Below are 20769 nucleotides of genomic sequence, written 5' to 3'. Positions count from 1 at the left end.
TTCAGTATAGCATGGCTGTTGGGGCAGGGAGGGGGGAGGCAGCGGCGATTGTAGTCTTCCTTAGTATAACGAGCGCCGGTAGCCTATAAATTCCGACTCGCGTATCAGCACTATTCCCGACAGGGTGTAGGGTTACGCCCCGACGATGATAACCCGCACCGCATGCGTTCCAGAATTGTCGTGCAGCGGGATCTGGCCGTCGCACACCTCTACACCATCGAGTGTCACCCGCGCCGTTGCCCCACGTTCGACGGTGATCTGGTAGGTTGCCGCGCCGACCCGGTAGCTCGCGGTGTAGCCGGGCCACTCCGGCGGTAGGCAGGGGGTGACGTTCAGGGTGGTGCCACGGTGGCGTAGGCCGAGCAGTTGTTCGATGCCCAGCCGGTAGAACCAGCCCGCCGATCCGGTGTACCATGTCCAGCCACCGCGTCCGGCGTGGCCCTCAGCGGTGTAGACATCGGCGGCGATGCTGTAGGGTTCGACCATGTAGCGCAGGCTATGCTCGGCGGCGTGGCGCACCGGGTTGATCAGGCGCAGCAGTTCGGCCACCCGCCCGCCCTCGCCCAGCATAGCCCAGGCCCAGATCGTCCAGATGGCGGCGTGGGTGTATTGGCCGCCGTTCTCGCGCACTCCCGGCAGGTAGCCCTTGATATAGCCGGGGTTATGGTCGCCCTGATTGAAGGCCGGAGTGAAGAGCCGGATCAGCCCAACCTCACGATCAACCAGCAGGCTGTCCACGGCCTCCATGCCCGCCCGTGCGCGGATCGGGTCGCCGACACCTGCGATCAGCGCCCAGGACTGAGTCAGCGAGTCGATCTGGCACTCCGCGTTGGCCTGTGAGCCGAGCGGCGTCCCGTCGTCGTAGAAGGCGCGCCGATACCAGCCGCCGTCCCACGCACTGGCCTCGATGGCCACCCGCAGCCGCTCGGCTTCAGATCGGTAGTGCGCGGCGCGCTCGGTGTCGCCACGGGCTGCGGCCAGCGCGGCGAAGGGGTGCAGCACCGCGATCAGGAACCAACCGACCCAGACGCTCTCGCCGCTGCCACCTGCGCCCACCAGATTCATGCCGTCGTTCCAATCACCGGCACCCATCAGCGGCAGGCCGTGGGCACCCATCCGCCCCAGCCCATAGTCAATCGCCCGTGCGCAGTGTTCGTACAGGCTGGCCTGATACACCGAGACCGTGGGCAGGGCATAATATTCGGCCTCGCCCGGCTCCCTGGATCGGCCCTCCAGATAGGGGGTTGGCGCATCCAGCAGCGCCAGATCGCCCGTTACCTCGCAGTAGAAGGAGGCGACATAGGGCAGCCAGAGGTAGTCGTCGGAGAAGCCGGTGCGAACGCCACGCCCGCTCGGCGGATGCCACCAATGCTGCACGTCGCCCTCGACAAACTGGCGGGCGGCGGCGCGTAGGATCTGGGCGCGGGCCACATCAGGCGCGGCATGAATCAGCGCCAGCACATCCTGAAGCTGGTCGCGGAAGCCATAGGCTCCGCCCGACTGGTAGAAGGCCGAGCGTGCCCAGACCCGGCAGGCCAGGGTTTGGTAGAGTAGCCAGCCGTTCAGCAGCAGATCGAGGGCCGGGTCGGGCGTCTGCACCTGAGTCGCGTCAAGCAGCGTGCGCCAGCCCGCGACGGCGGCTTGCTCGGCACGCGCCGCAGCGGGCGGTGTTCGGTATCGCTCGGCCAGTCGGCGCGCATCATCGGTGTCCGCACCCTGGCCCAGCAGAAAGACCAGCTCGCGCTCCTCGCCGGGAGCCAGATCGAGGGCGCAGCGAATCGCGCCGCATGGGTCGTGCCCCGCACCGACACGGCATGAGAGGGTGCGAGCGGCCATGCCCGCAGGCCGTCCGAGATCGCCGTTGCGCCCGATAAACTCGGTGCGGTCGCCGGTGTAGCTCAGCACTGGCTCGCTCGCGGCGAGGAAGGCCACCCGCCCACCGAACTCAACGTTGTAGGCATTGCGGGCCAGCAGCGCGGCGTACTCCTCGTCGTAGGTGGTGACGATATAGGGGGCCATCTGGGCGCGGAAGACGCCCAGCACCCATTCGGCATACAGCGTCGCCGTGAGTTGCACGGGCTGGTTGCCGTGGTTACACTGCCGCAGGCGGAAGATCTTCACCGGATCATCGCTGGGCACCGAGATAGTCAGTTCGCTGGCGATGTCGCCGCACTGACGGGCGAAACTGCTGTAGCCAAAGCCGTGGCGCACCCGCACATGGCCCGCACCCACAGGGCGCGGCGTGGGCGACCAGATCGCGCCGCTGGCCTCATCGCGCAGGTAGAGCACCTCGCCCAAAGGGTCGCGCACCGGGTCGTTCGCCCAGGGAGTGAGCCGATTCTCGCGGCTATTCTCGGCCCAGGTGTAGCCGCCGCCACTCTCGGTGATGATGCAGCCGAAACCGGGGTTGGCGACCACGTTTATCCAGGGCGCGGGCGTGGGCCGCCCAGGGGTCAGATCGATCACATACTCGCGCCCGTCGGGTGTGAAGCCGCCATAGGGCGAGGGCTGGATCAGGGTGATGGGCGGGAGCGGCGCATCGGGCATGGTGGAGATGATCGGCGTGGCGGGAGCCTGACCAGCATCGGGCTTACGGCGGCGCAGGTGCTGAGCCAAGTCGCCCCGGCGGGTGGAGAGCATGGCGCAGGCCACCGTCTCCAGCAGCACTTGGTCGGCGGCGGGCACGAGATCGCCGCGCAGGAGAAAGACACCCCCGCGCTGGTTGAGCAGCGCCCCGGCGCGGCTGCTGCGCACCAGGCTGAGCAGATGCTCCTGCCGCCCCTGGGCGTAACCGCCACTCTCCTCGTTCAGTATCACCAGATCGACCATCAGCCGCTTGAGCCGCCAATACTCGTGGGCACGCAGCAACTCGGCCACCAGAGTCAACTCGTCATCTACGCCGACGCGCACCAGCACCAGCGGGAAGTCGCCGGAGATACCGTAGACCCACAGGCTAGGCTGGCCGCTGGTGTTCGCCGTGAGGGTCGCGGTCGCAGCGCGCCGCCGCACGTCGAGGAAGAGCGCGGCAGTGGCGAGACGCTGGAAGCGGTGAGCCTGATCGGCGTCAATATCCAGATCGTGCAACTCCACCTGGCTCTGCGTCCATGCCAGATCGAAGGCCCGCTCGGCGGCGGCCGGGTCGTGCAAACGAGCGGCCAGGGCGAGCGCCTCGGTGCGCCCCTCGGCCACGCCGGTGATGAAGGTGATCTGGGCGCTGGCCCCCGGCGCGATGCGCACGCGCCGCCGCAGGCTCAGCACCGGATCGAGGACAGCACCCGTATGCCCGCCGAGGGCCACATGGAGCGCCTGCGGGTCGGCCATGTCGCGCCCGCGCCCAACGAAGGCGGCCCGGTCGCTCTCGTGCTGGATGGCACCGAGGGCGTGGCCGCGCACGCTCACGCTATGAATGGCCCAGGTGCGGGTGCCCTCTGCTGTGCGTGGCCGCCGCACGGCCAGCAGCGCGTCATGATCGGGCACAAACTCAGTCTCGACAAACAGGTTGGAGAAGGCCGGGTGGGCCTCATCGGCAGCGAGTGGGGCCAAGACAACCTCGCTGTAGCTGGTCAGTTCGATTTCGCGGGGCGCACTGGTGAGGTTCGTGAGTGTCACGCGCCGCAACTCGGCATGCTCCTCAGGCGAAACCACCACCTCCATGCGCGTATCAATCCCGGCCACACGCTGCCGAAACTCGGCCCGATCCAGGCCGTAGGTTACTTGGTAGCTCTGCGGCTGGTGGCGGGTCGGCTGGTAGGTGGTAGACCAGACCGTACCGCTACGGGCATCGCGGATGTAGATGAAGCTGCCCCAATCGTCGCGGCTCACATCGGAGCGCCAGCGCGTGATGGCCAGATCGTCAAAACTGCTGTTCCCACCGCCCGCAGTGGTGAGCATCAGGCGGTAGCGACCGTTGGAGAGTAGGTGGCTGTAGGGCACACTCGTAAAGGGCGTGTTGAACTGGCGCGGCGCCGGTGGGGCAAAAAAGGCGATCTGGGGGGCGCGTGCGGCTGCCCGCGCCGTCTGCGCCGGGCGTATCTGCGGCACCCGCTCTTGGAGTAGGGTCTCAGCCGACTGCACGAGCGGTTCGGCGTGGAAGCGCCGCTGCATCACATCGGCGTGGAGCGCGTTGGCCAGCGCGAGCAGGCTCATGCCCTGGTGGTGGGCCATAAACGAGCGCACAATCGCACGCTGCTGGCCGGGCGGCAAGCGGCTGGGGGTGTAGTCGGCGGCCTCGTACAGCCCGTAGCTGCCAAACATGTCATCGGCAAGCAGCGCCCGCAGGTTGGCCAGCGCCTCGACCGGGCGCACCGCGAGCGCCAGCATCGTCGCGTAGGGCGCGATGACGAGATCGTCATCGAGACCGCTCTTCAGGCCCAGGCCAGGTACGCCGAAGGCGTGATACTGGTAGTTCATTGCCAAGTCGCGGGCGTTATAGGCCGACTCGGAGATGCCCCATGGCACGCCGCGCTCCTTGCCATAGGCGATCTGGCGGGCGACAGCGGCGGCGTAGGTGGAGTCGAGCAGCGTTTCGGGGTAGCGGCGCATCAACAACAGCGGCATCAGGTACTCAAACATCGTGCCGCTCCACGAGAGCAGCGCAGCACCCAGCCCCACCGCCGTGAGGCCGCGCCCCATGCGGAACCAGTGTTCCTGTGGCACATCGCCTCTGGCAATGGCCAGGAAGCTGCCCAAGCGTGCCTCGGAGGCCAGCAGGTCATAGAAGGAACTGTCACGCTGACCATCGGAGACACGGTAGCCAATCGAGAACAAGTGGCGCTGGTTGTCGTAGAGAAAGTCGAACGGCATTGCCACAACCTGATCGGCACAAGCACGGGCGATCCAATCGTGGCGCGCAAGCAGCGCGGCAGCAGTGGGGACACCGACATCAGCCAACTCGCCGAGGGTCGGCGGATGCTCACGGTGATCTGATGCGGGCACGAGGCTATCAATATCTTCGAGTAAACTGTGCGCCTGGCTGCCAATACGCGCCCACCACGCAGCGGCAGGCCCAACGGGATTCAGATCCTCCACCCACTCCAACACCTCACCGAGCAGATCGCGGTAGCCACCGACCGTATCGGGCGTGTCGCGGAGTAGTTCGGAGAGCGTGGCAACCGCCTTGCGCAACGGCCCATGATCACCAATCTCCTGCTCCATCAGCGCGAGGGAATCCGCGATCCCGACGAGCGACTGCTGGCCGATCAGCGGCGTATCGCGTAGCGCCAAGTAGCCTTGGCGCAGCGTGAGCAGCGCCGCCACGAAATTCCCGCTATCCACCGTCGAGACATAGGACGGCGGCAACGGCTGGAGTGTCCGGGTGTCATACCAATTCAGCAGGTGCCCCTCGTAACGATCCAGAAGCGCCAGCGTTGCGAAGACCCGCTCGGTGCGCTCGGTCAGTTCGAGCATACCGATATAGCCAAAATCGTGGGCAGCCAGATCAGCCAGCAGTTGAAGACCGATATTGGTGGGCGAGGTACGGTCAGCGATCAGGGGGCGCGGCGTCTCCTGGAAGTTATCGGGAGCCAGAAAGTTGGCCTCGGCACGCACGAACTGTTCAAAGAAAGCCCAGGTGGCGCGAGCCAGCCGCCGCAACAGCATCTGATCCTCGGCACTGATCGGGAGCGGAGCATCAATATGCGGCTGGTCGAGCCATGCCGCGAGCGCCGGTGCAGCGAGCCAATCGGTAAGCACCGGCAGCGCAGAGAGGGCGTGGGCGTGGCGGCGGCCAGGGGCGGCGGCCAGCGCCGCACCGGCGATGAGTAACGGCGCAGCGCGGCGCAACATCGGAATATGGGAATACTGAAGCCGATCCTGCGACTGCGCGGCGGTCTCCCACTCTAACAAGTTGCGCCGCGTCATCAGCGTGCGGGTCAGGGTGCGGGCAATGGCATCAAGATTGAGGAAGGTCTGGTCGGGCAGAAAGGCGACATTGAGCGTCAAGCGCAGGGCACTAAGCTGAAGTTCGCGGAGCCGCGCCCGTAGCGCCCCCATGTTGCCCGGTTCGAGCGCGGCGGCGCGGGTGGCAGCCACAAGATCGAAGGCCAGCGGCGCAGCCAACGGTGCCAGCGCCAGACATGTCCAGACCGCCGGGCGTCCAGGCAGCCAACGCCAACCCGCGATCAGCAGGGCGACCATTGCGGCGGGGGTGAGGCTACGCCGCAGGTTGTCGAAGATCTTATAGCGAGCGATCAGCGGCAGACTATTGGTGCGCCAGCCCTCAGCCGAGGGCGTGCGCGGCAGCAACCAAGCCGCGATCTGCCAGTCGCCGCGCACCCAGCGGTGCTGGCGCGCCGCCCATGCCGCGTAGGTAGTCGGGTAACTATCCACCACCTCCACATCCGAGAGCAGCCCGACGCGCGCATAGAGACCCTCGATCAAATCGTGGCTGAGCAGGGTATTTTCAGGGAAACGCCCGTGCAGCGCCGTGCGCAGAACCGCCGGATCGTAGATACCCTTACCAGCAAAGATACCCTCACCAAACAGATCCATGTAGGCATCAGAGACCGCAGTTGTATAGGGGTCAACCCCCACATTTCCGGCGAAGATGCGGGCAAAGCGACTCGCCGTCGCACTCGGCAGATCAATACCGACCCGTGGCTGAAGGATGCCGTAGCCCTCAGCCACCTGCCCAGTCTGCGGGTCAAGCCGCGCCTGATTGAGCGGGTGCGCCAGCGTCCCGATCAGGGCATGGCCGACATCACGCGGCAATTGCGTATCCGCATCCAGCGTGATCACATAGCGCACCCGCTCCAACACACGCAGATCACCCACCATCACACCATAGGATGTCTCGCCCACACCGGCCAGCAGCGTATTGAACTCTTCCAGCTTACCGCGCTTACGTTCCCAACCCATCCAGCGCGCCTGGCGCTCATTCCAGATACGGTGGCGATGCAGCAACAGGAAGCGATCCGCACCGTGGCGCTCGGCAAGTTGGCGCATGCGCTCGGCTGCGGCATCGAGCAACGAAGCATCCTCAGGCATATTCTCCTCAGGTGCGTCGGCGAAATCGGTGAGCAGCGCGAAGTGCAGATTCTGATCCCGGTTGGCCAGCGCGATCACCTCCAACGTGTCGAGCTGACGCCCCACACTATCCGGGGTCAACAGCAGCGTCGGCATCACCACCACCGTCGTCAACTCAGCGGGAATACCCGTCGAGAGATCGAGGCGCGGCAACACACGCGGCGGCAACATGGTGGTAATGGCACGATTGACCAGTTCACCCGCCAGCGCACTCGCCGGGATGATCGTCAGAGCGATGGGTAGTAGGGGCGAAGCAGCGGATGGGTGCATCCGCTGCTTCGCCCCTACGCCGCGCCGCGCCAGCCGCAACCCGGCGGCCACAATCAGCGCCGTGGTTGCACCGACAGCCCCAAGGTAGCACGCCGTCGGGTGCGCCAGTGCCGCATTGCGGACACGCTCCAGTGGCGATGGCCGGTAGCCAAGCTGAGCCGCAAACATCGGGCGGCCAGCGCCCACCAGATAGTAGCCGACGTGGCGTTGGCGGGCGTCAGTGCCGAGCGCCGCATCGGCATGGGCAACCGTGCGGCGCGCCACCTCTTCCTCACTCATGTGCGCCCCACGCGCCAGATCCTCAACCGCGTGGCGGTAACGGTCGCGAGTCGCGCTAGTGCTGCGTGCGTAGGCCCCCGCCGGATCACGACAGAGCAGAAGCTCAATCTGGCTCACCCGTGCAAACCAGTCTGGCCAGTTGATTGCGCCCAGGGCACGCATACTACTAATGGTATTACCGACCGAAACCTGATTCGCGGCCTGACGCTGATGCTCCTCGTGGATCAGCGCCTCAACCGTCTTATGCGGCGTGATCGGCTGGGTCTCCAGCCACGTCACCACCCGACCAATATCGTGTTCACCCTCGTGGGCACGCAGGCGGCGCAACAGTTGGGCAGCGAGGGTAACAGGCAGATCCGGGTGGCGGCGCGTGAGCGCACCCAGCACCTCTTCGCCTATCGCCTCGCTTGACGCACCGAGCAGTTGCTCAGCCCACGTATCGGCCTCGTGGCGCAGCGCACGCACCTGGAGTACCTGCGCCGACAGCCGACTCAGGTTCTTCACCAGCCCGATGCGCAGCATGATCGCCACCGCCCATAGCTCACCCATCTGGAGCGGCGTGATTGACTGGTAAGCGTTGAGGAAGCGCAGCAAGACTGCGGCATCCACCCGACCGTCGGTATGGCCGATCAACTCTAGCGCAATGGCGTAGACACGCGGCAGATCGGCGAAGGGGCCACGCCGCAACTTCGGCAGTTGGCGGTAGTAGCCCTGGGGCAGATCGTGGCGGATCGTGCGGATCTGCTCATTCACAAGGTAGGCATTATCAATCAGCCACTCAGCAGCCGGACTAATCGGCACACTCAGCCGAATATCCTCGCCGAGACACCGATGCGCCTCGGCGATCTGCCGCTCATCATAATCGAGGGCACGGCGCAAGATATTGCTACCGTGTTGTTGCACAGCAGCATCAGCATGGTCACTGGCGAGCGTAAGTGCAAGCGCATCCAACAACTCGGCACTCAGCAGATCGCCGAGCAACGGGGCAAACGTAGGCTCAAGCAGAGGCTCCAGTGCGGAGTGCGGGCGCAGGCGTGCGCCGAGCGAGCGAACGAATACGCGTGCATTGCGTATCAAGATGAGTCCCTTCTGAAACAAACTTCCCGCAAACTGCCCACTCAACCGCCAACAACACGACCGCGCAGCCGCATGTTCTCATCACGCTGAGATCGGCGTAGGGGCTGGCTTATGCTGGGGCCAAGATCGATGATCTGCACATACAGATCTCGCCCATGATTGGCAAGTTCAGCCGAGAACTCTAACTCGTCACGCAAAATATGGACGATGACATCAGCGGGGATGCTGCTTGCGCGGGCCTCGGCGACAAGATCGCCCAAGCGTGCCTCAAACACCTCGGCGGTGAGGTCGGAATCGGGGAGCGGCGCACCGAAGGTGTTGAAGAGTTGGCAGACCGGGCAGATAACGCCAAATACCCCCTTGACAGGCGGTTCCAGCGGCGTACCACAGTTGGTACAGCGTAGCATTTCAAGATTCTGCATGAGGATCTACCTTTCTTACGATCTGGCACAGGTACAGCGAATCACCCTGCGCCCAGAGCCTGTTGCACCACCTTTTCGGCGCGACAGGATCGGGTACCAGAGAGGAATGCGTGGGGAAAAACGGGGATGGGGTGAGCAGGCTACTATTCCATCTCTACTATCATAGCAGAGATGGAGTAGCGAAGATAGCGGGCTTTCAGCACCTCCTCGTTGCTGAAATACCTGACAGTGTCAGGGAATTCCTACCGATCTCAGCAACAAGGATGATGGTCACGCCGATGATACACAAAGGAAATCGTCACCATCGCCAGCGATCAGCGTGTCGTCGCCTTCGCCGCCATCGAGCACATCATCGCCAGCCGGGTTGGCGAAAAACAAAAATACCGCCCCAAAGGGCGGTACTTCGTACCAATGTGGTGGGCGATACTGGACTCGAACCAGTGACCTCATCCGTGTGAAGGATGCGCTCTAGCCAACTGAGCTAATCGCCCGCACAACTCACAACGCGCAGGATTATAGCATAGCCTTGCTGAACGTGCAACTCTGGGTATAATAAGACTCTCCCAACAGCAATACTACAAACAAGGTGGTGGCATGGCACAGCAGGGTTTGTTGAAGCGGGTACTTGCGGCAATCAATGGCGAATATGAGCGGCGCATTCGGGCCGCAAGTTTGGTGACCGAGTACGGGGCCGGGCATGGCCACGGCCACCATGACGATCACCACGCCGATCACCACGAAGAAGACGAGGGTGATGCGGCTGAGATCCTCAATGTGCCACTCGGCACGCGCCGCCCCAATTTCGATCATTAACGACTATCCCGCTGGCTGAGCCTGTCGAAGCCAACGGGATGCTCAATCTACAACACATCCGGCGGCGGTACGAGGCCACGCTGCACCGCCACAATCGCCGCCTGGGTGCGGTTACTCACCCCCAACTTCTGGAAGATCTCGCTCAGTCGGTTGCCGACCGTCTTCTCCGACAGGCTCAGTTTGAGTGCAATCGCCCGGTTGTCATCGCCCTGAGCCACCAGCGCCAGAATGTCGCGCTCGCGAGGAGTTAGCAGATCTCCGGTAACCACCGCCCCTTCACCGCGCCGCAGCAGATCGAGAACCCGCGCCGCTGCACTGCCCGCCAGCGTCGCATCGCCGCGATGCACCACCCGGATGGCCTCGATCAACTCGCTGGCATCGGCATCCTTGAGTAGGTAGGCGTTCGCCCCCGCCCGCAATGCCTCCAGAATCGTGCGCTCATCGCGGTGCATCGTCAGAATCACCGAGCGCGTCGTGGGGCTGGCGCTCGCAATCTGGCGCGCCGCCTCGATCCCGGTTAGCCCCGGCATCGAAACATCCAGCAACGCGATGTTGGGACGATAGGCACGCGCCTGCACCACCGCCGCTTCGCCATCGCTCACTTCGGCAACCACCCTAAAGCCGCCTTTGCGCTCTAAGATCTCGCGCAAGCCCTGGCGGAACATTGTGTGGTCGTCGGCTAATAAAATGCTGATCGGTTCGCTCATAATGTCTATTGTAGCACGGAGCGCCGCTTGCCCGACCGCGTATCGCGTATAATGAAGAAGCCGCCCTCATGCACGGCAAGGAACATCATCATGCATCCTGCGACCGCCCCCACTATTCTGCTCGTCCACGCCGAAGCACCGGCCCGCCTTGCCCTTGCAACTCCGCTCCGTGCGGCGGGCTGGGATGTCGTCGAGGCCGCAACAGCCGATGCGGCCTTGCAGATCAACCTGGAGGCGTACCCCGCCGTGGCGCTGATTGAGCATGCGGCAGGGCGCGATCTTTGCGCTGCATTGCAGTCCGCCCGTCCTCCCCATGACCTCCATTGCGCACTCATTACTGCAACGCTCCCGCAGCCATCCCCCACTGATGAAGTGATCGATCTCTGGCTGCTGCGCCCCTTCAATGACCAGCAACTTGTGGCCCAAGTGCGCTTACTCATGCGCCTCGCAATGCTCAAACAAGCCCATATGCAGAGCCTCCCCTTGCCCTATGAAGAGATCATCGAGACCACCATGGATGGCTTCTGGGCCATCCGCGTCCGGGATGAACGCTTCATTATGGTCAATGATGCCTATTGCCAATTGAGTGGCTATAGCCGTGAGGAGTTGCTCAAGCTGCATATTGCGGATGTTGAGGCCGATGACGATGAAGAGGCAGTCAAGCAGCGCATCAACACGATCATGGCAACCGGGTTGGTCCGCTTCGAAAGCCGCCACCGCCGCAAGGATGGTACGCTGTTTGATGTCGAGATCAGTGTACGCCTAATTGATAGCCATGAACCGTTGATGGTCGTCTTTGCGCGTGATATTACCGAACAACGGAAAACTGAACGGCGTCTGCAAGAACAGCACGAGCAGTTCCTCACCATCTTCGATGCCTTCCCCGCGATCCTCTATGTGGTTGATCCGGCGACCGATGAGGTTCTCTTTGTGAATAAGGTCTTTCAGGAGTTGCTCGGCCATGATCCAGTAGGGAAGAAGTGCTACTGTGAGTTTCAGGGCTTATCCGAACGCTGCTCCTTCTGTACCAACGAGATTATTCTCAAGACCCGTCAACCCCATGTTTGGGAGTACCATAATCCGATAATGAATATTGATCTGCTCATTACCGATCAGATCATTCGCTGGCCCGATGGCCGTGATGTGCGCTTCGAGTTGGCAATCAATATCACCACGCTCAAACAGGTTGAACGCGCCCATGAGAATCTGAGCCGCGAACTGGCACGCAAGAACCGTGAACTGGAGCAGATCGTCTATGTCACCTCGCACGACCTACGCTCACCACTGGTGAATGTGCAGGGCTTTAGCCGCGAACTGCAAGCCACGTTGGATGATCTCAGCCAGCAGTTGGCAACCCTCGCCATGCCCGATGCCCAACGTGATATGATCAACCTCCTGATCAAGGATGAGATTCCTGAATCGCTCCACTATATCTTGAATGGCGTAAGCCGCATGGATACCCTGCTCAAAGGGCTGTTGCGGCTCTCACGCTTGGGGCGGAAAGATCTCAGCATCGAAACCCTCGACATTCAACGCATGGTACACGAGACCCTCAACGCACTCGATTTTGAGATCAAACAGGCCGGGGTACAGGTCAATCTGCACCCACTCCCTGCCTGTCGTGGCGATGCAATGCAGGTGAGTCAGATCTTTGCCAATCTGATCAATAATGCCCTCAAATATCTCGATCCCAACCGTCCCGGCGAGATCACCATCAGTGCCACCAAATCCAAGGGAATGGTGGTCTACTGTATTGCCGACAATGGTATGGGTCTGGCTCCTGAACATCAGGAGAAGATCTTTGAACTCTACTACCGGCTTGATCCCGCGCATAGTGAGGGTGAAGGCTTAGGGCTGACAATTGTACGCACGATTGTGGATCGCCACAGCGGATGGATCAAGGTTGAATCAACACTTGGTGTTGGGAGCCAGTTCTTTGTTGCGCTACCGGAGGCGCTATGAGTCATGCACAGAAAGATATACCTGTGACAGACGAAGTCATTATTCTCATTGCTGAAGATGATGCGGGCCATGCCACGCTCATCCAAAAAAACCTACGTCGGGCGGGGCTGCGTAACCAGATCATCCACTTCCTGAATGGTCAGGAGATCCTCGATTTCCTCTTCCGTACTGGCAATGGCCCCCAGCGTGATGCGGGGCGCTCCTACCTCCTCGTCCTCGATATCCGTATGCCCAAGGTGGATGGGGTTGAGGTGCTGCGCCGCATCAAGGCCGACCCAGACCTGCGGAAGTTGCCCGTCACCATGCTGACCACCACCGAAGATCCGAACGAGATCGAGCGCTGTCACATGCTGGGGTGTAGTAATTATGTTACCAAACCGGTGGACTACAACAAATTTATTGAGGCCATCCGTCAACTTGGCCTCTTCTTCACAATTGTGCAAGTCCCATCAATCTCGTAGGGGCGAAGCATCACCATCCAACCCAGTCCGTCTTCTCTCGGCCACATGGTAGGCGGTGCTTCGCCTCCGCAAGGCCCAAAAGCGTGAATAGTTATGCGTGTGTGAGTCTGTGATGAACCCATCTCTTTGTGCAGAGCCTGAACCCTCCACCAGTGCCGCACGTGAACAACTTAACCTGTTGGTCGTGGATGATGATCAGGGGCTGAACCGCCTGATTCAGCGCCATTTACGGCGTCATGGCCTGCATGTCGAGGGGGTACTGAGTGGGGCTGAGGCCATTCAACTTGTGGCAACGCTGCCTGACACCTTGTTGCTGCTCGATTATCGCTTGCCCGATATGACCGCCAAAGAGATTGTCCTAACGTTGCAACAACAGCAGCGGATGCCACCCTTTATCGTGATGACCGGCAATGGCGATGAGCGCATCGCGGTTGAGATGATGAAGTTGGGTGCCCGCGATTATCTGACCAAGAACGAGACCTTTCTTGATCTCTTGCCGACGGTGGTGCAACAGACCATCCAGCAGATCAAGACTGAGCGTCGCTTGCAGCAGGCCGAACGCGCCCTGCGCGAGTCAGAACACCGTTTCAGTCTGCTCTTTCAGTGTGTACCCTTCGGAATTGGCCTGATCACACTTGATGGTCAGATCGTGATTGCTAACCAGACCATCCTGGATCTGTGTGGCTACACGCTCGATGAATTTCGCCACCTGCATATCAGCGCCCTCTCAACCGATGACGCAGCGCTTGATGCGCTGCGCACCCAAGCGCTGCGTGATGGCAGTGTCCACCAGATCGAACTCAGCATACTGCGTAAGGATGGTACGCGCTTCCAGGCAAGTTGCTCGTATGATCGGATTGATTTTGAGGAAGATCAGACCTTCCTCCTGATTGTTGAGGATATGACCGAGCGCATTGCAACGCAGCAACGTATCAATCACCTCAATGCGGTGTTGAACGGAATCCGGCGCGTCAACCGGCTGATTGTCGAAGTAGCAGATCGTGACCGCTTGATTCAGGGAGCATGCGATAGTCTCATCCAGACCTTTGGCTACCTGAATGCCTGGATCGTGCGTACCGATGCCCAGCGCCATATTCTCGCCGTTGCCAGTGCGGGAATGAGTAGGCCAATCAATCGTGACATGCATCAGGATCAGGTGATGTCATGGTGTAGCGACGATGTGATGGAGTCCAACTCGGTGCTAGTGATGCGTCAGCAAAAGAGTTGTATCGGCTGCCCACTGAATACGATCTGTGCCGAGCAGGATCGTTTAGTCTCCCAACTCACCTATAACGGCAAGAGCTATGGGGTCATGTCGGTGGGGGTTCCGGCTGGCTTTGTCGAGGATGTCGAGGATCAAAATCTCTTTGCCGAACTCGCCCGCGATCTGGCATTTGCGCTGCACAAAATTGATGTCGAGGATGAGCGGAGCCAAGCCGAATCCGAACTCCAACACTCTCAGCAGTTGCTCACCGAAGCGCTCGATGCGCTCGAACAGCGCGTGGCGGAACGTACCCGCGAACTGAGTATCGCCAACCTCAACCTCGCCCATGCGGCACGGGTGAAGGACGAGTTTCTGGCCAACATGAGCCACGAACTGCGCACCCCGCTCAACGCCATCCTGGGTCGTACTGAGATGTGCCTGGATGGCTTCTATGGCCCACTCTCGGATGGAGCCAAGAAAGCTCTCCATACCATCGAAGAGAGCGGACGCCATCTGTTGGAACTGATCAATGATGTCTTGGATGTGGCCAAGATCGAATCCGGCCATGCCGATCTCGACATGCAACTCGTCGTAGTCGAACAACTCTGCGCGGCCAGTATCCGCCTGATCAGCCAGCAGGCGTTGAAGAAGCAACTCCACATCAACTACGAGATCGCCCCCCAGGTTGATCTGATTCGGGCCGATGCGCGGCGGCTCAAACAGATTCTGATCAATCTGCTGAGTAATGCGGTTAAGTTCACTCCTGAGCAGGGTAGCTTGGGTTTAGTGGTCAGTGGGGATCGGGAACAAAATCTGGTGCGCTTTACGGTATGGGATACCGGGATCGGAATTGCCCCTGCGCAGATCGGACGCCTCTTTCAGCCCTTCGTACAGATTGACAGCAGCCTCACACGCACCCACGAGGGAACCGGGCTAGGCTTGAATCTCGTCGCCAGCCTCGTGCAACTGCATGGCGGGAGTGTACGCGTTGAGAGTACCCCCGGCGAGGGTAGCCGCTTCTCGTTCGTCTTACCCTGGAATCGGTCGGCACCTGATAGCCAGCCAACCAACCTCCCCGATTATGCAGAAAATCCTGTCGTACCACCAGCACCCGCAACGCCTGAAGCAGCATTGCTGCTGCTCGCTGAAGATAACGCCGATACCAGTGAAATACTTAGCCACTACCTCACCCACAAGGGGTTTCGGGTGATCACCGCTCGCCATGGACTCGAAGCAGTACGACTGGCCAACACCCAGCATCCCAACCTGATCCTGATGGATGTCCAGATGCCCCAACTAGATGGCCTCGCCGCCACACGGCTCATCCGCAACATGCCCGGCTTGCACAAGGTACCGATCATCGCCCTGACCGCGCTCGTCATGCCAGGGGATCGCGAACGGTGCCTGGAGGCTGGTGCCAATGCGTACCTCACCAAACCAGTCAGTTTGAATCAGTTACTCCAAATCATCCAAACCCAGTTGGCAGAATGATACGACCCTACTTGCGCTTCGTTTGCCACTCAGCCAACAGAATCCGCGCCTGCTCATCCGTCAGCGCACTGCTGAGCACCCCGAAACGTTGGGTTGTCTCGGCATCCAGATCAGCCGCCCGAATCTGGGCCAAGCGGGCCAATGCGGAGAGTTGTTTATCACTCGCTGGTTGATCGCCCCGTGCCCGATTCTGCTCAACACTGTAGCGCTGGCGCTCCTCGGACACCTTCTTCAGGCTGTCAATAAAGGATGATGCTTGGCCTTTGGTCATCGTTACCAGATCAACCTGCTGCTCACTTGCATAACTGCTCAGTTGCTCGTTGTTCCAACTCAGATCCTCTTGTAGTGCGGCGATATAGTTGCGCTGCTTCTCACTCGCGGGCGCGTCGGGGTCACGCACACTGATCGCGGACGGGTGGCCTTGCGCCTCGCGGATCGTCGCTACCTGTTGCGCCACCGCCTCGCGCTGTGCGGTATAGATGCGCCAACCAAGATCAACCGCCTGCTGGACGATCTCGTCGCTTGCGTCTATCGGGAGGGTGATCGTCTCCTCAAGGGTAATAAAATCTTCACCAAGCCGAATGGCCGCCCGAAAGGTGCGGCTGATAGTGTGGAGATCAGAGGTAGAGTTAGGCATACAACCTCCTTCGTTAGTACTATAGGGAAGTGCCTTCCTTCTGAGAATATGATAGCACATTTGTTTGCTGACGACAAGATAGTACGTAAGATCAGGTTTGCCAAACTTGATTCGAGGTGTTATACTAATCAGTAGGTCAGAAAGGGGATCAACCATATCTGACATGCGGCAAGCAGTTTAGCGCTGTGCGTTTGTGAAAAGTGGGTATCCCCCACTTTTCTTGTTGTTGTAGGCGAGTGAAGGTATGAAGAGCGACTTTTATACAGCGATCTCACAGATTGCGGCCGAGCGGGGTATCCCGAAAGAGGCGATCATTGATGTGATGGAGAAGGCGCTGATCACCGCCTACAAGCGTACCCTCGGTAATAACCCGCCCCCAATGGAGGTCTCGGTCAAACTTGATTCCCAGACGGGCGTGGCTAGGGTCTTCGCTGAGAAGCAGGTGGTTGATGAGGTCTACGATGAGCGTTTCGAGGTTGAACTAGCCGTTGCGCGCAAGGTGCAACCCAATGTTCAGATCGGCGAGACGGTCATCATCGAAAGCACGCCCAACGACTTCGGGCGGATCGCCGCACAAACCGCCAAACAGGTGGTCTTGCAGGGGATCAAAGAGGTCGAGCGCGAGCATATCTATGGTGAGTATATGGATCGCGAAGGTGAGTTGATCACCGCAACGGTTCAGCGGCTCGCCAAAGGGAATGTCATCCTCGAAATGGGCAAGGCCGAGGCTATTCTTCCTCCTAAGGAACAGGTTGATGCCGACCGCTACTACCACGGTCAGCGGCTCAAGGTCTACCTGATGGAGATCCGTAAGGAAGATCGCGGCCCGCGCCTGATCGCCTCGCGAACCCATAAAAATCTGATCGTGCGCCTCTTTGAAATGGAGGTGCCGGAGATCTTTAATGGGACTGTCGAGATCAAGTCTATCGCCCGCGAACCTGGCCTGCGCACCAAGGTAGCTGTCGCTGCCCGCCAAGAGGGTATTGACCCGGTGGGTTCGTGTGTCGGTATGCGCGGCATCCGCATTCAGAATATCGTCAATGAACTGAATGGCGAGAAGATTGATGTCGTGCAGTGGTCGCCCGATCCAAAGGATCTGATCGCCAATGCACTCTCACCAGCCCAGGTGGTCGAGGTTCATCTCAACGAAGATGATCACGTCGCCTTGGTGATTGTCCCTGATAAGCAACTCTCATTGGCTATCGGTAAAGAGGGCCAAAATGTACGTCTGGCCGCCAAACTCTCCGGCTGGCGCATTGATATCAAGAGTGCAACCACACTGCTTGAAGAAGAGCGCGCTGCGGCTGAGGTGCGTGGCTACGCTGAGGCTGAGGCCATGGCTACTGAGGTCGAACTGACCAATGCCAAGGTCGAATCACGTAAGGTGCAGCCAAATGGTACGATTGTCTACCAAAAGGCAAACTATGGCCCGCTAGGGAATGATCTGATCGGTGAGACAGTGCAACTGCGGGCGACCTCGCAGAAGCTCTATATCTACTATCAGGATCGCCTTATTGCCTCCTATATCCTGGTTGAGAGCGGGGATGTGGATAGGGTTGAAGAGGAGGAGGATCTGTAACCCATCCTTCAGAGGGATGTTGCGGAATTGAGGTGGTGATGGTTCAGTCAGGGAAGAAGCAGACGCCGAATCGGGTGAAGCATGTACCGCAACGGACATGTATTGCATGTCGGCGCACCGATGCCAAACGCGGTCTGATCCGCTTGGTGCGTACACCTGAAGGATCGGTCGTGGCTGATCCCAGCGGGAAGTCTCACGGACGCGGAGCCTACCTGTGCCATAGTGTTACATGCTGGGAACAGGCGCTGAAGCGGCAGATACTCCAACGCGCACTGCGTACCGAACCACTCTCCGCAGACAATCAACATAATCTGCTACTCTACATCCAGGGGCTTGCGGTATCGGCTGCGGCCCCACTTCAACCGGATGCTGCCGATGATGATGCACCGCCGCACGATGTCATTTGAGATGATGCCCGAACCGCTGCCTTCCGGCGTGGTCAATATTGCGTCTATCTCATCCTCCGACATCGCGCGATCGACGAGAAAGGATATCCCTATGCCTCAGAAGGGCGACTCACTAAAAGATATTAAACAGCCCACGGTCTCAATGCGCGGTGGTCGCGGCGGCGGCAGCGGTGGAAGTGGCGGCGGCGGCGGCGGCGGTGGCGGTGGTGGCGGTGGCAACAGCGGTGGCGGCGGTGGCGGCGGTCGCCCGACCGGCGGCGGCGGCGGTGGCCGCCCAACCGGCGGTGGCGGTGGCGGCGGGGGTCGCCCGACCGGCGGCGGCGGTGGTGGCGCACGCTCCGGCGGCGGCGGCGGCGGTGGTGGCGCACGCTCCGGTGGCGGTGGCGGTGGCGCACGTTCCGGCGGCGGTGGTGGTGGCGGTGGTGGCGGCGGACGCCCCGGTGGCGGCAGCAGCGGCGGACGCCCCGGCAGCGGCAGCAGCGGCGGACGCCCCGGCAGCGGCAGCGGCGGACGCTCCGGTGGCGGACGGCGACCCGGTGGCCCCGAAGAGCGCGATGGCAATCCCTCCGTCTTACGTGGCCGTGGCGGTCGCCCTAGCGCCCCCGCACCACGCATCCCCGTGCGCCCGCGTGGCCCGGTGGAATTACAGAGTGTGATGACCATCCGCGAGTTCTCGGAGGCAACCGGTATCGGTGCCGCTGAGATCCTCAAGGCACTGCTCAAGGGTGGCGTGCTGGCCAATATTAACCAGCAAATAGATTATGAGACCGCCGCCCTCATCGCGGCTGATTTCAATATCGAGACCCATGAGACGGTACCGGAGCAACTTGCCGGGATTGTTGATAATGTCAAGGAAGTCCTCGCGGCCCAGAACGCAGATGACATGCGCCCCCGTCCGCCCGTGGTTACGATCATGGGCCACGTGGACCACGGGAAGACCAAGCTGCTCGATGCGATCCGCTCGGCGCGCGTCGCGGAAGGTGAAGCTGGTGGCATCACCCAGCATATCGGTGCCTACCAGATCGAGGTCAATCATCGCAAGATCACCTTCCTCGATACCCCCGGTCACGAGGCGTTTACCGCAATGCGTGCCCGTGGTGCGCAAGCGACCGACATTGTCATCCTCGTGGTCGCCGCCGATGATGGGGTGATGCCCCAGACCATTGAGGCGATCTCGCACGTCAAGGCTGCCGGGGTGCCGATGATCGTGGCGGTGAATAAGATCGATCTGCCCACCGCTAACCCCGACCGCATCAAGCAGCAGTTGGCCACGCATAATGTGATCGTTGAGGACTATGGTGGCAACGTGCCCTCTGTAGAGGTCTCGGCGCGCGCCAAGATCAATATCGAGGGGCTGTTGGAGATGATCCTGCTCGTGGCAGACCTTGAGGATTTCAAGGCCAATCCCGATGCGCCAGCGGTTGGTACGATCATCGAGGCCGAGTTGGATAAGAACCGTGGTACGGTGGCAACGGTGCTCATCCAGAATGGCACACTGCGCCCTGAGGATAATGTGCTGGTTGGCGGGGTCTCTGGCAAGATCAAGACCATGTTCAACGATAGCGGTAAGCGCCTGCGCTTTGCCGATCCCTCGACCCCAGTCGAGATCCTGGGCCTTGATGGTGTGCCCCAGGCGGGTGATATTCTTCAGGTGGTAGACGACCTAACGGTGGCGCGTGAGATTGCGCTCCAACGTCAGCGCCAGACCCGCATGGAGGCGATTGCAACCACCCGTGGCACCACGCTTGAGGATCTCTTCAATAAGGTGCAACAGGGCCAGATCAAAGATCTGAATGTGATCATCAAGGCCGATGTGCAAGGCTCGATTGGTGCGATTGAACACCAATTTGGGCAACTGAACAACTCGCAAACCGAGGTGCAGATCAAGATCATCCACCGAGGTACCGGCGCGATCACCGAGAGCGATGTCAACCTCGCCACCGCGAGCCAAGCAATCATCATCGGTTTCAATGCGCGCCCCGATCCGGCTGCACGCCGCGCAGCGGAACAGCAGGGAATTGACATCCGCTTCTACAATATCATCTATCAACTCACCGATGATATTAAAAAGGCCATGGTCGGTATGCTCGCCCCCACCTTCAAGGAGGTGGTCGAGGGCTACGCCGATGTGCGCAATACCTTCCGCTTGCCTTCGCGTGAGGTAGTCGCGGGCCTCTACATCACCGATGGGAAGGTGACCCGCACCGGCCTGAGTGTGCGCGTGCTGCGCAACGGCGCGGTGCTCCACGATGGCAAGATCAGTAGCCTCAAGCGCTTTAAGGACGATGTGCGCGAGGTGATCTCTGGCTATGAGTGTGGTCTGGTGGTGGAAAGTTTCACCGATGTGCAGGTCGGCGATAATATGGAATTCTATCGCCAGGAGCGCGTCGAGGCGAGTCTCTAACTACGATAGGGGATCAAGCGCGAGACATTTCGC

Annotated in this window: 12 protein-coding genes and 1 tRNA gene; 7 read left to right on the top strand and 6 right to left on the bottom strand. The window is 60.8% G+C overall.

The genetic code is table 11. From position 1 onward, the window contains the following. Positions 1-132 precede the first annotated feature (132 nt). From EKD03_RS05435 to EKD03_RS05425, 4 genes are all read right to left on the bottom strand, one after another. On the bottom strand, positions 133-8649 hold the full coding sequence (locus EKD03_RS05435; protein WP_238613401.1) for a glycoside hydrolase family 94 protein: 8517 nt from the start codon (positions 8647-8649) through the stop codon (positions 133-135). Between the two features lie 41 nt (positions 8650-8690). After that, the gene (locus EKD03_RS05430; RefSeq protein WP_129628377.1) at positions 8691-9071 is read right to left on the bottom strand and encodes a hypothetical protein; all 381 of its coding nucleotides are present in this window, start codon (positions 9069-9071) and stop codon (positions 8691-8693) included. Positions 9072-9341: 270 nt separating this feature from the next. Beyond that, positions 9342-9521 carry a hypothetical protein gene (locus EKD03_RS19030; protein ID WP_420808789.1) on the bottom strand — a complete coding sequence of 60 codons (180 nt, stop codon included), beginning with the start codon at positions 9519-9521 and terminating at the stop codon, positions 9342-9344. After that, positions 9486-9562: transfer RNA gene (locus EKD03_RS05425), tRNA-Val, on the bottom strand. The genes EKD03_RS19030 and EKD03_RS05425 overlap by 36 nt, the downstream gene beginning before the upstream one ends. 103 nt (positions 9563-9665) lie before the next feature. On the opposite strand from EKD03_RS05425, the gene EKD03_RS05420 reads away from it, so the two are divergent. After that, entirely contained in the window at positions 9666-9884 is a 219-nt protein-coding gene (locus EKD03_RS05420; protein ID WP_129628375.1) for a hypothetical protein, read from the top strand. 47 nt (positions 9885-9931) lie between these two features. Here the strand turns inward: EKD03_RS05420 and EKD03_RS05415 are convergent, their stop codons facing one another. Further along, positions 9932-10591 carry a response regulator gene (locus tag EKD03_RS05415; protein ID WP_129628373.1) on the bottom strand — a complete coding sequence of 220 codons (660 nt, stop codon included), beginning with the start codon at positions 10589-10591 and terminating at the stop codon, positions 9932-9934. 90 nt (positions 10592-10681) lie between these two features. Here EKD03_RS05415 and EKD03_RS05410 point away from each other — a divergent pair, with 90 nt between their 5' ends. The 3 genes from EKD03_RS05410 (at position 10682) to EKD03_RS05400 (ending at position 15709) form a co-directional block, all read left to right on the top strand. After that, positions 10682-12553, top strand: a complete 1872-nt coding sequence (locus tag EKD03_RS05410; protein WP_161569186.1) for a PAS domain S-box protein — start codon at positions 10682-10684, stop codon at positions 12551-12553. 23 nt (positions 12554-12576) lie between these two features. Next, positions 12577-13014 carry a response regulator gene (locus EKD03_RS05405; protein WP_202976766.1) on the top strand — a complete coding sequence of 146 codons (438 nt, stop codon included), beginning with the start codon at positions 12577-12579 and terminating at the stop codon, positions 13012-13014. 112 nt (positions 13015-13126) lie between these two features. Further along, positions 13127-15709 (top strand): response regulator, encoded by a 2583-nt coding sequence (locus tag EKD03_RS05400; protein WP_129628367.1) that lies wholly within the window; start codon positions 13127-13129, stop codon positions 15707-15709. A 7-nt stretch (positions 15710-15716) separates the two neighbouring features. Here the strand turns inward: EKD03_RS05400 and EKD03_RS05395 are convergent, their stop codons facing one another. Then, entirely contained in the window at positions 15717-16346 is a 630-nt protein-coding gene (locus tag EKD03_RS05395; protein ID WP_129628365.1) for a hypothetical protein, read from the bottom strand. A gap of 244 nt (positions 16347-16590) precedes the next feature. Here EKD03_RS05395 and nusA point away from each other — a divergent pair, with 244 nt between their 5' ends. The 3 genes from nusA to infB all read left to right on the top strand — a co-directional run bounded on the left by nusA (position 16591) and on the right by infB (position 20736). Continuing rightward, the gene (gene nusA, locus EKD03_RS05390) at positions 16591-17925 is read left to right on the top strand and encodes a transcription termination factor NusA (protein ID WP_129628363.1); all 1335 of its coding nucleotides are present in this window, start codon (positions 16591-16593) and stop codon (positions 17923-17925) included. 38 nt (positions 17926-17963) lie between these two features. Continuing rightward, positions 17964-18332: an RNase P modulator RnpM gene (rnpM, locus tag EKD03_RS05385; protein WP_129628361.1), complete on the top strand. Its 369-nt coding sequence runs from the start codon at positions 17964-17966 to the stop codon at positions 18330-18332. A 142-nt stretch (positions 18333-18474) separates the two neighbouring features. After that, on the top strand, positions 18475-20736 hold the full coding sequence (gene infB / locus EKD03_RS05375) for a translation initiation factor IF-2 (protein WP_238613403.1): 2262 nt from the start codon (positions 18475-18477) through the stop codon (positions 20734-20736). Positions 20737-20769 lie beyond the last annotated feature (33 nt).

It is taken from the genome of Candidatus Oscillochloris fontis (assembly GCF_004138135.1).
In the GTDB taxonomy this organism is placed as follows: Bacteria; Chloroflexota; Chloroflexia; order Chloroflexales; family Chloroflexaceae; genus Oscillochloris; species Oscillochloris fontis.
The sequence above is the reverse complement of the archived record's forward strand: the minus strand, read 5'-3'. Positions and strand labels throughout refer to the sequence as shown.